Source organism: Actinokineospora fastidiosa (assembly GCF_014648415.1).
Classification (GTDB): Bacteria; Actinomycetota; Actinomycetes; order Mycobacteriales; family Pseudonocardiaceae; genus Actinokineospora; species Actinokineospora fastidiosa.
In genome coordinates, this window is sequence record NZ_BMRB01000002.1 from 482232 (window position 1) to 496149 (window position 13918).

General features: G+C 72.9%; 14 protein-coding genes. 3 read left to right on the plus strand and 11 right to left on the minus strand.

What is annotated here, in order from left to right; translation table 11 throughout:
* Nucleotides 1–25: 25 nt before the first annotated feature.
* On the plus strand, nt 26–1036 hold the full coding sequence (locus IEY98_RS12145) for a saccharopine dehydrogenase family protein (RefSeq protein ID WP_189210536.1): 1011 nt from the start codon (nt 26–28) through the stop codon (nt 1034–1036).
* A 248-nt stretch (nt 1037–1284) separates the two neighbouring features.
* Here IEY98_RS12145 and IEY98_RS12150 read toward each other — a convergent pair whose 3' ends face one another.
* The 7 genes from IEY98_RS12150 to IEY98_RS12180 all read right to left on the minus strand — a co-directional run bounded on the left by IEY98_RS12150 (nt 1285) and on the right by IEY98_RS12180 (nt 8064).
* A complete protein-coding gene (locus IEY98_RS12150) occupies nt 1285–2649 on the minus strand; it encodes an FAD-binding oxidoreductase (protein WP_189210537.1) in 1365 nt (454 codons plus the stop codon).
* A gap of 76 nt (nt 2650–2725) precedes the next feature.
* A complete protein-coding gene (locus IEY98_RS12155; protein ID WP_189210538.1) occupies nt 2726–3448 on the minus strand; it encodes a class I SAM-dependent methyltransferase in 723 nt (240 codons plus the stop codon).
* Nucleotides 3448–4404, minus strand: coding sequence for a TauD/TfdA family dioxygenase (locus IEY98_RS12160; RefSeq protein WP_189210539.1), 957 nt, complete (start codon nt 4402–4404; stop codon nt 3448–3450). Before IEY98_RS12160 ends, IEY98_RS12155 begins: the two co-directional genes overlap by 1 nt.
* A gap of 5 nt (nt 4405–4409) precedes the next feature.
* Nucleotides 4410–5996: an AMP-binding protein gene (locus tag IEY98_RS12165; protein ID WP_189210540.1), complete on the minus strand. Its 1587-nt coding sequence runs from the start codon at nt 5994–5996 to the stop codon at nt 4410–4412.
* Complete coding sequence (locus tag IEY98_RS12170) at nt 5996–6631, minus strand: thermostable hemolysin (protein WP_189210541.1); 636 nt, start codon at nt 6629–6631, stop codon at nt 5996–5998. The genes IEY98_RS12165 and IEY98_RS12170 overlap by 1 nt, the downstream gene beginning before the upstream one ends.
* 323 nt (nt 6632–6954) lie before the next feature.
* The gene (locus IEY98_RS12175) at nt 6955–7359 is read right to left on the minus strand and encodes an arsenate-mycothiol transferase ArsC (protein WP_268244578.1); all 405 of its coding nucleotides are present in this window, start codon (nt 7357–7359) and stop codon (nt 6955–6957) included.
* A 27-nt stretch (nt 7360–7386) separates the two neighbouring features.
* On the minus strand, nt 7387–8064 hold the full coding sequence (locus tag IEY98_RS12180) for an arsenate reductase/protein-tyrosine-phosphatase family protein (protein WP_189210542.1): 678 nt from the start codon (nt 8062–8064) through the stop codon (nt 7387–7389).
* A gap of 77 nt (nt 8065–8141) precedes the next feature.
* Between IEY98_RS12180 and IEY98_RS12185 the strand changes: the two genes are divergently transcribed.
* Entirely contained in the window at nt 8142–8435 is a 294-nt protein-coding gene (locus tag IEY98_RS12185; protein ID WP_189210543.1) for an ArsR/SmtB family transcription factor, read from the plus strand.
* On the plus strand, nt 8432–9490 hold the full coding sequence (gene arsB, locus IEY98_RS12190; RefSeq protein WP_373292376.1) for an ACR3 family arsenite efflux transporter: 1059 nt from the start codon (nt 8432–8434) through the stop codon (nt 9488–9490). Before IEY98_RS12185 ends, arsB begins: the two co-directional genes overlap by 4 nt.
* A 3-nt stretch (nt 9491–9493) precedes the next feature.
* Here arsB and IEY98_RS12195 read toward each other — a convergent pair whose 3' ends face one another.
* The 4 genes from IEY98_RS12195 to IEY98_RS12210 all read right to left on the minus strand — a co-directional run bounded on the left by IEY98_RS12195 (nt 9494) and on the right by IEY98_RS12210 (nt 13891).
* The gene (locus tag IEY98_RS12195) at nt 9494–10003 is read right to left on the minus strand and encodes a hypothetical protein (RefSeq protein ID WP_189210544.1); all 510 of its coding nucleotides are present in this window, start codon (nt 10001–10003) and stop codon (nt 9494–9496) included.
* A gap of 38 nt (nt 10004–10041) precedes the next feature.
* The gene (locus tag IEY98_RS12200; protein WP_189210545.1) at nt 10042–11223 is read right to left on the minus strand and encodes a metallophosphoesterase; all 1182 of its coding nucleotides are present in this window, start codon (nt 11221–11223) and stop codon (nt 10042–10044) included.
* Between the two features lie 471 nt (nt 11224–11694).
* Nucleotides 11695–12873, minus strand: a complete 1179-nt coding sequence (locus IEY98_RS12205) for a serine/threonine-protein kinase (protein ID WP_229786844.1) — start codon at nt 12871–12873, stop codon at nt 11695–11697.
* A gap of 76 nt (nt 12874–12949) precedes the next feature.
* Entirely contained in the window at nt 12950–13891 is a 942-nt protein-coding gene (locus IEY98_RS12210) for a hypothetical protein (protein WP_189210546.1), read from the minus strand.
* Between the last annotated feature and the right edge of the window lie 27 nt (nt 13892–13918).

The window sequence follows — 13918 nt, forward strand, 5'->3', positions numbered from 1 at the left end:
GAATCACAACTGCTGGAGGAAACTGATGTCGCAGAAGGTCGCCGTGTTCGGCGCGTACGGGCACACGGCCCGGTTCGTGACCGCGGAGCTGGCGCGGCGCGGCCTGACGCCGGTGCTGTCCGGGCGGGACCCGGGGAAGCTGGCCGCGGTCGCCGAGGGCATGGAGTCCCACGTCGCCTCGGCCGACGAGCCCGCCTCGCTCGACCGCGCCCTGGCTGGCGCGGGCGCGGTGATCAACTGCGCCGGCCCGTTCGGCGACACCGCGCCCGCGCTGATCGAGGCCGCCCGGCGCGCTGGTATCCACTACCTGGACGTGACCGGCGAGACGCTGGTCGCGATCGACACCTTCGACGCCCACCGGGACCGCTTCCGGGACGCGGACACCGTGATCGCGCCCGCGATGGCGTTCTACGGCGCGATGGGCGACCTGCTCGCCACCGCCGCCATGGGCGACTGGCCCGCCGCCGACGAGATCGCCGTCGCGGTGGCGCTGGACAGCTGGCAGCCGACCCGCGGCACCCTGCTGGCTGGCAAGCGCCGCGCCGGGCGGCGGGTGGTCTTCACCGACCAGCGCCTGCGCGTCCTCCCGGGCGACGAGCCCGCCCCGACCGGCGCCTGGACGTTCGGCGACCCGTTCGGCGAGCAGGAGGTCGTCGGCCAGTTCTCCACGACCGACGTCGTGACCATCGCCCAGCACCTGAAGACCGCGCGGATCGACGCCTTCCTCAACACCACCCCGCTCAAGGACCTCAGCGACCCCGACCCCGACGGCCCGCGCGCGGCCGACGTCACCGGCCGCTCCGCCCAGGTGTTCCTGGTGGAGGTCGTCGTCAAGCGGGGCGCCGAGCAGCGGCGGGCGACGGCCCGGGGCCGCGACATCTACGCCGTCACCGCACCGATCGTGGTCGAGGCCACCGAACGCGTCCTGACCGGCCGCACCCGGGCGACGGGGGTGGTCACCGCGGGCGAGGCCTTCGACGCCGAGGACTTCCTGCGCGCCCTGCCGCTGGAGAAGCTGTCCCTGCCCCCGCGCTGAACCGACAGGCCTGGACCGGCGACACCGTGCTCGCCGCCCGGGCCGCGCTCGACTCGACGCCTTCTCCCGGTGGGAGTGGGGCGGCGGTGGGAGTGGGATGGCAGTGAGAGTGGGATGGCAGCGGCGACGGCGGGCGGCGGCGGTGGCGGCGGCAGGCGGCCATGGCGGGCGGCGACAGTGGGCGGTCGCGGCGGTGGCGGTGGCGGTGGCGGTGGCGGTGGCGGTGGCGGTGGCGGTGGCGGTGGCGGTTAGAGCTTGGTCGCGTTCGGGGTGATGTCGCCCCGGAACAGGCCGTCGGGGTCGATGCGGGCGCGGACGCGGTCGACCGCCTCGATCTGGGCGGTGTCCAGGTGGCCCTGCGGCTGGTCGTGGCTGCCGACGAAGCCGGGGATCGTGCGGCCGGTGTCCCACGGGGCCAGGGTCGAGCGGATCATCGCGGCCCGCTCGCGGCTCGCCGCGAGGGTGGGCGGGTCGATCGCCGAGCCCACGCACTGGTACATGAACTGGGCGGACACGTGGTTGAGCACGCCGCCCGCGGGGTCGGGGACGGCCAGTGCGCCGCCGAGCTGGCGCAGTTCGGCGGCCAGCAGCGGCGAGCCGGGGCCCGCCACGCGCAGGAACTCCGCGACCCCCTGGGCGTCGAAGCCGTCGACGAGGAGGTGGTCGCCCATCGACAGGACCGGGTTGGGCGGGTCCATGTGCGTGGACGGCACCGCGTCCGGGGTCGTCTCGCGCCAGGTGTCGAGCACCGGGTCGGCGACGGACCGCAGCGGGTCGAGCAGGTCGGCGTAGACCTCCCGCGCCGACGGCGAGCCGCCGTCGACGATCGCGCCGTCGAGGCAGACCACCGGGCCGGACGAGATGGCCTCCGGCCTGCCCGGCAGCGGGGGCAGGTTCATCAGCCGCAGCGAGGTCGAGGCCGCCTCGGGCGCCGTCGCGGTCCACGCGTGCCAGCGCGCCACGATCTCCGCGGCGTGCTCGGCGCGCCAGAAGGCCGCGCCGGTGATCACCGAGGTGACCGGGAACAGCGCGATCTCCACCGCCGTGACGACCCCGAAGCCGCCACCGCCGCCGCGCAGCGCCCAGAACAGGTCCGGGTCGGACTCCGCGTCGACTCTGCGGTGCGCGCCGTCGGCGGTGACCAGCTCGATCGCCCGGATCGTGTTGGTCGCCATGCCGAACAGGCGCCCGTAGAAGCTCACGCCGCCGCGCAGCAGGTATCCGACGACGCCCACGGTCGGCGACGTGCCGTGCGCGGACACCAGCCCGTGCGGGGTGGTCGCCTCGACCACAGCGCCCCAGCGGGTGCCCGCAGGCAGCCGCGCGGTCTTGGCCTCGGCGTCGACCTCGACGCCGCCGCCGAGTTCGGTGCGCACGAGCAGCGCGTCGTCCATCGGGCCGAAGGTCGCCGCCGCGTGGCCCGTGGTGTGCGCCCTGACCCGCAGCCCGCGGGCCGCGGCGTGCTCGACCGCGGCCCGCACCTCCGCCACCGTGGTCGCGGTGACCGCGGCGGCGGGGGCGGCGGGCGCGGCCAGGTTGAACGTCCGCGTCGCCGTGTCGAATTCCGGGGAGCCCGGGCCTGCGATCGGGCCGTCGCCCTCGAACGTGCTCATGGTCTCCCCCGTGTCGCGGACCTTGACGGCATCATGCCGCAAGGTCCGCGCACGGCGCTTCCGCGAACGTGCTGTCCTACTTGACCGCGCGGATGCCAACGATCGTGGGATTGCGCCGGAAGTCGTCCCAGAACGCGTCGCCGGCGTCGGCGGGCAGCGTCGCGGGTCGGAACTCCACGTGCCGGAACCCGGCGTCGGCGAACGCGGTCCTGATCGGCTCCTCCGTCCAGAAGCAGGCCTGGAAGGTCACCGGCGGGTCGACGTGCAGGGTGACCGTGAGGTCCTTGCCGCCGGCGAAGTCCGCGTCCGGGCGGTGGGTGAGCCCGTACGCCGTGGCGGGCGGGCCCGACCAGTCGAAGCGCGGGTTCATCTCCACCCCGACGTACTCGCCGCCCGGCGCGAGGTTGTCGTACGCGGTGCGCGCCATGGCCGTCAGGTCGGCCCGGTCGCGGGCGTAGCACAGCAGCCACACCGCGGTGACCAGGTCGAACTCGCCCACCGCGCCCAGGTGCCGGGCGTCGGCGCACAGGTAGCGGTTGCCCAGCGGGTCGGCCGCCTCCGCGCTCTCGGCCGCGCCGACCATCTCCGCGGAGATGTCGGCCCCGGTGACGGCCGCCGCGCCCGCCCTGCGGGTGAGCCTGCTGTACCAGCCGGTGCCGCACGCGAGGTCCAGCACGGACTTGCCCGCGCATCCGGCGATGAGGTCCTCGAAGGTGGCCCGCTCCGGCCCGCGCGCGAGCGGCATCTCCCGCTTGACGCGCTCGTAGGAGTGCCCGATGTCGTCGTATTGGGTGCGCATCAGCCGGCCTTGGCCAGGCGCGTCGTCCGCCGCTCGCGCACCGCCGCGGTGATGGCCTCCTGCAGGTAGCTCTGCGCGTTGTAGAGCGAGCGGCGCGGGTCGCGGATCTTGCGGCGTCCGTGCATCACCCTGCTGTTGTCGACCAGCGCGACATCGCCCGCGTGCCAGTCGATCTCGTCGGTCTCCAGCTCGGTGGCCTCGATGATCTGGCGCATCAGCATCGCGTCGAGCGGGCGGCCGTCCTCGAACTCGATGACCGGCGGCTCGTAGTTGACCGACGGGGTGAGGATGCTGTTGGCGAACACCATCTCCGACCCGAACAGCGTGGTGTGGGCGGCGTAGGTGAAGTACGTGTAGTGCACCGAGCCGTCGGCGCGCTGGTGGTACTTGACGTCCACGTCGTCGTCGGTCACCGCGAGCAGGTCGTCGAAGGTGACGTCCTCGACCGGCTTGGCGCCGTCGAGGAGGCGGAAGACCAGGTTCTTCCACTTCTCCTCCGGCATCGGCCTGGCGAAGGTGACGCGCGTGGTGCTGAACAGCTCCTGGGTGCGCTCCGGCAGCCGGTGCCACACGGGAAGGCCGTCGCAGATGGTGGTCTGCGAACCGGTCTCCGCCGGGGTCTCGCAGTAGAACCACACCAGGTCGGGGACCCACGGCGTGGCGCCGTTCTCCACGTGCAGCCCCTGCGGGACCAGGCCCGCCTCGATCTTCTGGGCGACGTTGCCGCCCGCGAACTTGCGCGCCGGGTCCAGCGTGATCCGCGACGAGATGCTCTGCACCAGCGCGGAGAACGACTCGGCGTCGGTGTCGAAGCCCCTGAGCAGGACGTAGCCGTGCTCGGCGAGCGCGGTCACTAACTCCACCCGGTCGATGGTCTCCAGGCTCGCATGGTCGGTGCTGGAGACGATGAGGCCCTTGCCGTCGACGTGGGCGCTGGTGGGGAAGCTGTTCAGCATGGTTCTCAGACCTCCGCTAAGGGGAATCGACCGGCGGCGAGCGCCTCTCGGATGGCGGCCCGGCGCGGCCGCCCGGTGACGGTGAAGAACTCCGCGTAGAAGGCCTCGTCCGCCTCCACGATCGCGGCGGAGCCGACCTGCTCGATCTCGGAGAGCACCTCGGCGTTCACGTGGCGGATCTCGGCGAGCGCGGTCTCGGCGTCGGCCCCGCGCCGCACGACGAACACCCCGATGAGGCGCTCCAGGTTGTCGCCGAACACGGCGGCGGCCTCGACGCTCGGCCTGCTCTTGTACTGCGCCTCCACCCACTCCGGGCTCACGTTGCGCCCGTTGGAGGTGATGATGATGTTCTTGAGCCTGCCGGTGATGCTGACGTAGCCGTCGGCGTCGATCTCGGCGACGTCGCCGGTGTGCAGCCAGCCCTCGTCGTCGAGCGGCAGCGCGGTGGGGTCGTCGGAGCCGAGGTAGCCGGTCAGCAGCGAGGAGCTGCGGATCAGCAGCTCGCCGCGCTCGGAGCGGCGGACCTCGCAGTGCCGCAGCGGCTTGCCGACGGTGCCGAGCCGGACGAGCCCGGGGCCGTTGAGCGTGGCCACCGACCCGTTCTCGCTGAGCCCGTAGGCGACGTAGACGGGCAGGCCGCGGTCCCACATCGCGCGCAGCACCTCGTCGGACACCGGGGCGCCGCCGCTGAACAGCAGCATCGGGTCCTCGCGGCCGTAGACGGCCAGCGACAGCTCGCGCGCGGTGGCGTCCGGCATCGTGCGGGCGAACGCGGCGATGGACTCCACCAGCGACGGCGGCGTCAGCGACACCGTGGGCCGGGCGGCGGCCAGCAGCCCGCGCACCTGCTCGACGTCGCCGCCCGCGGTGCCCAGCGGCTTGGCCTCCTCGGGCAGGAACACCACGGTGCCGCCCGCGAGGAACGTCAGGTACACCGCGAAGACCTGCTCCACGAGCAGACTCGTCGGCACGACCGACACGTAGCGCTGCCACGCCTCCACGCCGACGCGGGTGGTGATGGAGGTGATCAGGTCGTCGACCGCGCCCCGGCGCAGCATGACGCCCTTGGGGGTCGACGTGGTGCCGGAGGTGTGGACGATCTTGCAGATCGCGTCGCCGCTGAACGCCGCGGCGGCGCGCACCCGGGCGGTGATCTCCTCGATGTCGTGCCCGCCGGGCACGTCGACCGGGATCACCACGCAGCCATCGGGCAGCATGTCGGCCTCGCTGCCCCATTCGGCCAGCCGCTTGCGCCCCTGCTCGTCCACCAGGCACACGACCGAGTGCGACAGCAGGTGCCTGGCCTGGTCGCGGCCGAAGGCGATCGGGATCGGCACCGAGCGCACGCCGGTCAGCAGGCAGGCGAGGTCGCCGACGACGCTCTCGACGCCGTTGCCGGTGAGGATGCCGATGGTGCTCGTCGGGCTCTCCCGGTCCCGCGCGGACTCCAGGACCGCCTCGCCGAGCCGGACGGCGGCGCCCAGCACGTCACCGTAGGAATACCGGCGCGGCGCGCCGCTGGACGACATCTCCTCGACGGCGATCGCGTCGAGCGTGTCCAGCCGCTCCACTGCCGTCGCGAGCCACTGCATCACTCAGCTCCTTGTTCGTCGGACGCCCCTACTGTCTGTCGACAGTGGAGCAACACGGTGCGTGGCCGCGCCGCGTAGTAGGTGCCCCAGTCGCCGGGCCGGAACCCGGCGAGTTCGGCGCTGCGGGCGTTGGCGAGCGTGCGGCCCGCCCACCCCGCCGCCTTGGCGAGCCCGTGCAGCCGCTCGGTGAGCGTGGTCAGCACGAAGTCGTATCCCAGGTGGATAGCGATCGTCGGCAGGCGGCGCATGAGGAACAGGCCGCAGCCGGGGTAGAACGAGGCCAGCGGGCCCATCTCCGCGATCGGCGCGCGGTCGGGTTCGGCGTCCCAGAGGTCGGCGCAGACGCGCTCCACGGGACGGTCCAAATAGTTCTCGGACAGCAGCTTGCGCCCGACGGCCGAGGTGATCCCGGCGCAGCCCATCGTCCGGCGCCTGGCGCTGTCGCGGGCGACCACGAACAGGTCCGGCCGCGGGTCGACCACCGCGTCATACCGCTTGAGGTACTTCCGTCGCACCAGTTCCGCGCAGTGCGCGTAGGACGCCGAACCGGGCTTGGCGAGCCCGATCCGGAAGTCCATCGGCGCTGGCTCGCTCCCCGCAGCGACCGCGCTGTCGAGCCGTGCTCTCAGGTGCACCGCCCACCTCCACCTTCGCGCGGCGCCCCCTGGCCGCCCCGATCCATGTGCAACTCATGGTGGCAACGGTGAAGACAGCCGACATCTTCCGCATTGCGACGTCACGGCGCGGGCATGAGGCGGGACCAGCGGGGACTGTGCACGTGACACGGTTCACCTGGGACCGTCCGGCCTACATGTGGCCGAGGATCGCCGAAGTGCCAGGTCGTGACCGCACGGAAGGGACCGAAGTGGATACCGGGGTAGGCAGGGCGCGGGGCGCGGCGGAGGTGACGGGCTCACCCCCGGCGGGGGTGAGTGCGTCATATGTGCCGGTGTGCCGGTCAGGCCGGGTCGTCGAGCAGTTCGGCGAGCAGGGCGCGGACGCGGCGGTCGATGTCGTCGCGGATGGGGCGGACGGCCTCGACGGACTGTCCGGCCGGGTCGGCCAGCTCCCAGTCGAGGTAGCGCTTGCCGGGGAAGACCGGGCAGGTGTCGCCGCAGCCCATGGTGATGACGACGTCGGCGGCGTCGACGTCCGCGGTGGACAGCTTCGTCGGGACCTGCTCGGTGATGTCGAGCCCGAGTTCGGCCAGGGCGGCCGCGGCGGCCGGGTTGACCCGGTCGGCGGGCGCGGACCCGGCCGAGCGCACCGCGACCCGGCCGAGGGCGTAGTGCCGCAGCAGCGCGGCGGCCATCTGCGAGCGCCCGGCGTTGTGCACGCAGACGAACAGGACTTCGGGCTTCACGGGGTTCCTCCGGCTCTCGATCGGCTGCTACTCGGACGCGCGCACCGCGGCGGCCAACCGGCCGACGCGGTCGGCGAGGTCGGCGAAGGCGGCGGCGAACGCCTGGTCCGTGCCTGCCGCCGCCGGGTCGGGGACCGACCAGTGCAGCCGCTCGCCCGCGCGCAGCTGCTCGTGCGCGCTGTCGCAGACGGCCACGACCAGGTCGTCGGCGCGGACCACGTCCTCGATGGATCGCGGCCGGACGCGGGCCAGCGACAGTCCGTGGGCGCGGGCCACGGCCACCGCGCCGGGATGGACACGCTCGGCCGGACGGAGCCCGGCGGACGCGGTCGGGATCCGGCTGCGCTTCGCCCACAGCGCGGCGGCCAGCGGGGAGCGCGCGGAGTTGCGGCTGCACACGAACACCACGCGGCCCGCCTCCCGCGCGCTCGTCGGGGCGAGACCGGCGAGCGCCGCGGCGCGCAGCCGAAGGTAGGTGCGGCGGTGATCGCCCTCGGAGCGGGAGCGCCGCACCAGTCCGGCCTGCTCCAACAGCTTCAGGTGGTGGGCCAGCAGGTTGCTCGGCAGTCCCGTCGCCCTGCCGACCTCGCTCGGCGACGCGTCGCCGAGGACGAGCAGCTCCACGATCGCCAACCGGGCGGGCTCGCCGAGGGCGGCGTGCACCCGGGCGCGGGCCACGAGATCGGGATGCCAGTCAGCGCTCATTGACTCAATGCTGCTTGAGTGTTGCTCCTCCGGTCAAGACTGGATACATCATTGTGTCCTGATATCATCCCGCACTGATGAACGCTGACGTGCTGCGCGTGCTGGCCGACCCGCTGCGGGCCCGGATCGTGGAGTTGCTGGCGGAGGAGGCCTTATGCACCTGCCACCTGGTCGAGGAGACCGGGGCCCGGCAGACCAACGTCTCCAACCACCTCAGGCAGCTGCGCGAGGCCGGGATCGTCGAGGCCGAGCCGTGCGGTCGCTTCACCTATTACCGACTCGTGCCCGACGCCCTGCACCGGGCTGCCGCGCACCTGACGGCGCTCGCCGACAAGGCGCGCGCCGCCGACCAGCCCCGGAGGCCCTGTTGACCGCGCCCACCACCGACCGGCCCGATGTCCTGCGCGGGCTGTCGTTCCTGGACCGGTTCCTGCCGGTCTGGATCGGCGTCGCGATGCTGGCCGGTCTGGCCCTGGGGCGGCTCGTCCCCGGCCTCGCGGGCGCGCTGGACGCGGTGAAGGTCGCCGGGGTCTCGCTGCCGATCGCGCTGGGCCTGCTGCTGATGATGTACCCGGTGCTGGCCAAGGTGCGCTACGACCGGCTCGGCACCGTCACCGGCGACCGCCGCACCCTCGGCCTCTCCCTGCTCCTCAACTGGGTGCTCGGCCCGGCGCTGATGTTCGCCCTGGCCTGGCTGTTCCTGGCCGACCTGCCCGAGTACCGCACCGGGCTGATCATCGTCGGGCTGGCGCGCTGCATCGCCATGGTCATCATCTGGAACGACCTCGCCTGCGGCGACCGCGAGGCCGCGGCCGTGCTGGTCGCGCTGAACTCGGTCTTCCAGGTGCTGATGTTCGGCGTCCTCGGCTGGTTCTACCTCGACCTGCTCCCCGGCTGGCTCGGCCTGGACACCACCAGCATCGACTTCTCGCCGTGGGAGATCGCCCTGTCCGTGGTCATCTTCCTGGGCGTCCCCCTGGTCGCGGGCTACCTCAGCCGCCGGATGGGCGAACGCGCCCGAGGGCGCGACTGGTACGAGTCCCGGTTCCTGCCCAGGATCGGCCCCGTCGCGCTCTACGGGCTGCTGTTCACCATCGTGATCCTGTTCGCCCTGCAGGGCGGGCAGATCACCTCCCGGCCGCTCGACGTCGCCCGCATCGCCCTGCCCCTGCTGGTCTACTTCGCCGTCATGTGGACCGGCGGGTACCTGCTGGGCAAGGCGTCGGGACTGTCCTACGAGCGCACGACCACGCTCGCGTTCACCGCTGCGGGCAACAACTTCGAGCTGGCGATCGCGGTCGCGGTCGGCGTCTTCGGGGTCACCTCCGGCCAGGCCCTCGCGGGCGTGGTCGGGCCGCTGATCGAGGTCCCGGTCCTGGTCGGCCTGGTCTCCGTGAGCCTCTGGCTGCGGCGGCGGTGGACCTGACCGTCACAGGCCGACGGTGAGCGCGCCGACGAGCGTCAGCTGGGAGACGCCGGTGGTCGCGCAGCGGATCGGGTTGGGGTTGACCGCGGTGAGCTGCATCTTGGCCGGTTCGGCGTCGAACCCGCCCGCGGTGATCGAGCCGAGCAGCAGGATGACGATGTTCGCCCCGACCCGGCTGGACGTGCGGTTGTAGGAGTACGTGCTCGGCGCGACGGCCGGGTCGGTCCAGGTGAACACGCGGGCGCCGCTGCCCTGGTAGAAGAGCTGCGTGCAGGTGTAGTCCGGCAGCGTGGCGGTCTCGGTGTAGGAGCCGGTCCTGGCGGTGGGGTCGGTGCAGTTGAACAGCTGCCCGTTGACGGTGACCGAGACCGTCTTCGGGGTGTTCGTCACCGGTTCGCTGAAGGTCACCACCTCGTTGACGAGGCAGGTCTGGGCGACGGCGGCCTGCGCCGTCGGCGTGACACCGGTCAGTGCGGCGGTCGTGATCGTGCAGATGGCGGCTGTGCGGATCATCGGCGTGGCCTCCCGTTCGTTTACGGTCGTATCGCCGATTACGCGGAGGTGTTAACCGCTGACCTCAGCGTGAGGACGGTGATCTCGCTGGGCGCCAGCAGCCGGAACGGCGGGCCCCAGAACCCGGCGCCGCGGCTGGTGTAGATCCAGGTCCGCCCGCCCGCCCTGGCCAAGCCCTGCAGGTGCGGCTGGTCGAGCCGGACCAGCAGGTGGAACGGCCAGATCTGGCCGCCGTGGGTGTGCCCGGAGACCTGCAGGTCCACCCCGTGGGCGACGGCGTCGGCGACCTGCTTGGGCTGGTGCGCCACCAGGAACACCGGCAGGTCGGGATCGGCCCCGAGCAGCGCGGCGGCCAGGTCCTCCCCGTGCCCGTCGATTCCCGCGTGCCGCGCGGTCCGGTCGTCCACGCCGGCGACGATGAGGCGGTCGCCGTCGCGCTCGACGACGGTGTGGGTGTTGTGCAGGTGGGTCCACCCCAGCTCGGCCATGTGCTCGACCCAGGACGGGGCGCCGCTGTAGTACTCGTGGTTGCCGGTGACGTACACCTTGGCGTACTCGGCCTTGAGCGGTCCCATGTGCTCGGACTGCGCGCGCCTGCGCTCCACTGGCCCGTCGGCGATGTCGCCCGCGTGCACCAGGATGTCGGGCTTCAGGGCGGCGACCGCGGCCATGGTCCGCCGTGACCACTGGGTCCGGTCGATGGGCCCGAAGTGCGTGTCGGCGAGCACGACGACCCGCAACCCGTCCAACCCCGGCCCGAGCCGCCCCAGCGGCACCTCGGTGGCCCGCACCCGAGGCACCCGCATCGCCTCGTAGTAGGCGTGGGCCAAGGCGATCACGGCCACCCCGACCGTGCCCACCGCCACCACCCGCGAGCGCAGCGGGTCAGCCATCCCCGCGACTGCCAACCCGACTTCCACGAGCGCCCCGATCACGGCGCAGGTGAAGACGATCCACGCCGCCCCCAACAGCGTGTCGCCCACCTTCGCACCCCCATCCCACCCCCGCCCATGCCCGACGACCAACCCCCAGGGCATGGCGATTGCACCGGCCAGGAAGACCACGGTGCCACCCGCGACCACCCACCCCGACCACGCCTGACCGCCGACCACCAACAACCACCACGGGACGCCGAACAGCAGCGCCACCACAACCAGCACCACGAGACCGAACGACACCCGCCGCCGCGTCCGCCCAGGCGCCTCTTCCACACGCGTCATCACGCCTCCTACCGACCACCCAGTGTAGGGATTCCGCAGGGAGCGCCGGTCGGCCTGCGGATCAAGGACCTGCGGGCGGGGAAGGCGGTCATGCAGCAGCGGCGAAGCGGGAACGGCCATTTCGGAGCGGCAGTCCCGGCAGGACTAGGAGCGCCTCGCTGGCGGGGGCAGAGGGACGACGCGTACCGGTTGCGGTGGCCCCGCTGGGGTGGAGGGGCTGCGTGGCAGGCGCAGTCGCCTACAGGTTTCGGCCACGCGGAATCGTCCGCCGCACGGCGGTGAAGGGGCCACATGGCAGGCGCAGTCGCCTACAGAAGCGCGGTGCGAAGGCGGCGTTCGCCGCGTTCGCGCTCGCGATGCAGGGACGAATCGATGCTGGCGGTCGGAATGTGCAGTGGCGGATCAGCATGGGCTGAGAGGCGGTCGACCTTCCGCACTGGCCACAGCGCGCCACTGCCACTGGCCGCGTTGTTACCCGCGGCCCTTGTTGGCGCCCTTGCCCTTGGGGCCGGTCGGCTTGTCCACGGCCTTGCCCTTCCCGCCCTTTCCCTTCCCCTTCTCTTTCCCCGTGACGACCACCGCCGCCGTCCCCTCGTCCTCATCCGCGTGGTCCACAGGGGCGGCGGTTGACGTCGTCGTCGGGGGCGCCGTGGCCTCCGCACGCGGTGGGGTGATGATCGTGGGAGGGGGGACGGCCGTGGTCGGTCCGACGGAATGGACCGGGGCGGTGAGCATCAGTGTCGCGATGCCCGCCGCGGCGAGGAGGGTGCCTGCGCCCAGGAGCGCGTGGCGGCGCAGGGGTGGCGGGGGCGGCGGGTCGTCGGTCCACGGGAGGATGTCGAGGGCCGGGCGAGTCTCGGCGGTGGCCGACTCCGCCGCCAGGACCGACGCGCACTCCTGGGCGCTCGGGCGGCGGTGGGGGCTGAGGGCGGTCATCCTGGCCAGCAGGTGGACCAGGTCGGTCGGGAGGTCCTGCGGGACGACCGGCGGCCGGTGCAGGCGGGCGACGGCGCTCTCCACGTCGGTGCCCTGGTACTCCGGCACGCCGGTGTGGCACTCCAGCAGCACCAGGCCCAGGGCGTAGATGTCCGCGCGGCTGTCGACCTCGGTCCCCCGGACCTGTTCCGGGGCCAGGTACGCCGCCGTGCCCACCATCTGGTTGGACGCGGTGATCCGCTCCGCCCCCGTCAGCCGCGCCACCCCGAAGTCGGCGAGGTACGGCAGGCCGTCGGCGTCCAGCAGGATGTTCGACGGCTTCACATCCCGGTGGATCACCCCCTCCGAGTGCACGTACGCCAGCGCCTCCGCCAGCCGGACGCCCAAGCGCCGGATCTCGGCGACGGGCAGGGGCCCCTCGGCGATGCGATCACGCAGAGTGCGGCCCTCGATCAGCTGCAGCACGACGTACGGCCGCCCGGCCACCCCCGTGTCGTACACCTCGACCAGCGCCGGATGCGACAACGCCGCCATCGTGCGGACCTCGTTGTCGAACCGCAGGATGTCGACCTCGTCCGGCGTTCTGCGGAAGGTCTTCACCGCCACCGGTCTCGCCAGCCGGGTGTCCCACGCGCGGTAGACGCGGGCGGCGCCACCGGAGCCGAGGACCTCGCCGAGGCGATACCGTCCCGCGAACAGCTCGTCCTGGTCCACCGCGACACCTCTCCCTCGGATCCCCGCCGCACCTACCCCGTCCCGGGCGCGTTCAAACATCGAGGGCGACGCAGGGTCAGTCCCACTCCACCGTGATGCCGTGGACGCCGGGCGGCGTGGTCGGGAAGTAGGCGCTGACGGTGTCGTGGCTGCAGAACAGCTCGGTGGCCGACGAGCAGGGCTCGTGCGCGCTGGGCCGGGAGTCCTGCAGGCAGCGGACCGGGCGCATGGCCGGGTCGAAGTGGAACTGCACCAGCAGCGAGCCGCCGCGGACTCGGGCCAGCTGGTGGTAGCCGTCGACCGGGCCGCCGGTGCCGTCCACGACCGTGTAGCTGAGGACGTGGACCTCCCCGGCCGCCAGGTGTCGGTCGAACGGCAGCTCCGCCACCATCGACCCGCTCGGCTCGTGCCTGCGGACGCGGCCGCGGCGGCAGCCCTCGCCCTCGCGGACCTCGACAGCGCCGATGTCGCAGCCGGGGTCGCCGCGGTAGACGGTGAAGTAGCGGTCCGGGCCGTCCCGGCGGGCCCGCAGCACGACCCGCGTCGTGCTCGCGCGCATGACCCGGTCCGGGCCGACCTCCATGCTGTGGTGCGCGGCCAGTACCTCGAGGTCGGCGTTGCACCGCGACTCCGGCACGTCCAGCTCGCCCAGCAGGTCGGCGGCCGAGCTCCACTGGCCGGACAGCTCGGCCCAGCGCCGGGGCGCGCCGCCGACGTCGCCCAGCGGGCGGCGTCGGGGCCGGATCAGGCCGACCAGCGCGTGCTCGGGCACGTTGAGGATCTCCTCGAGGGCGTGGACGACCGCCGCGGACTGCGGGCCGTCCGGCACGCGCAGGCCGCGCTGCCAGTAGCTGATCGTCGAGCCGCCGACCCGCAGGCCGCGGCGTTCGAGGTGGGCGCACAGCCGAGCCAGCGGGAGGCCGCGCTCGGAGATCGCCACCCGCAGCGCCCGGTGGAACGGCCCGTTCCGCAGCGCTTCGGCCAGCTCCGGCCCGCCCCGCACCGCACTGTCGACCATGCCACCACCTCCGGCCCGCCGCGTTCA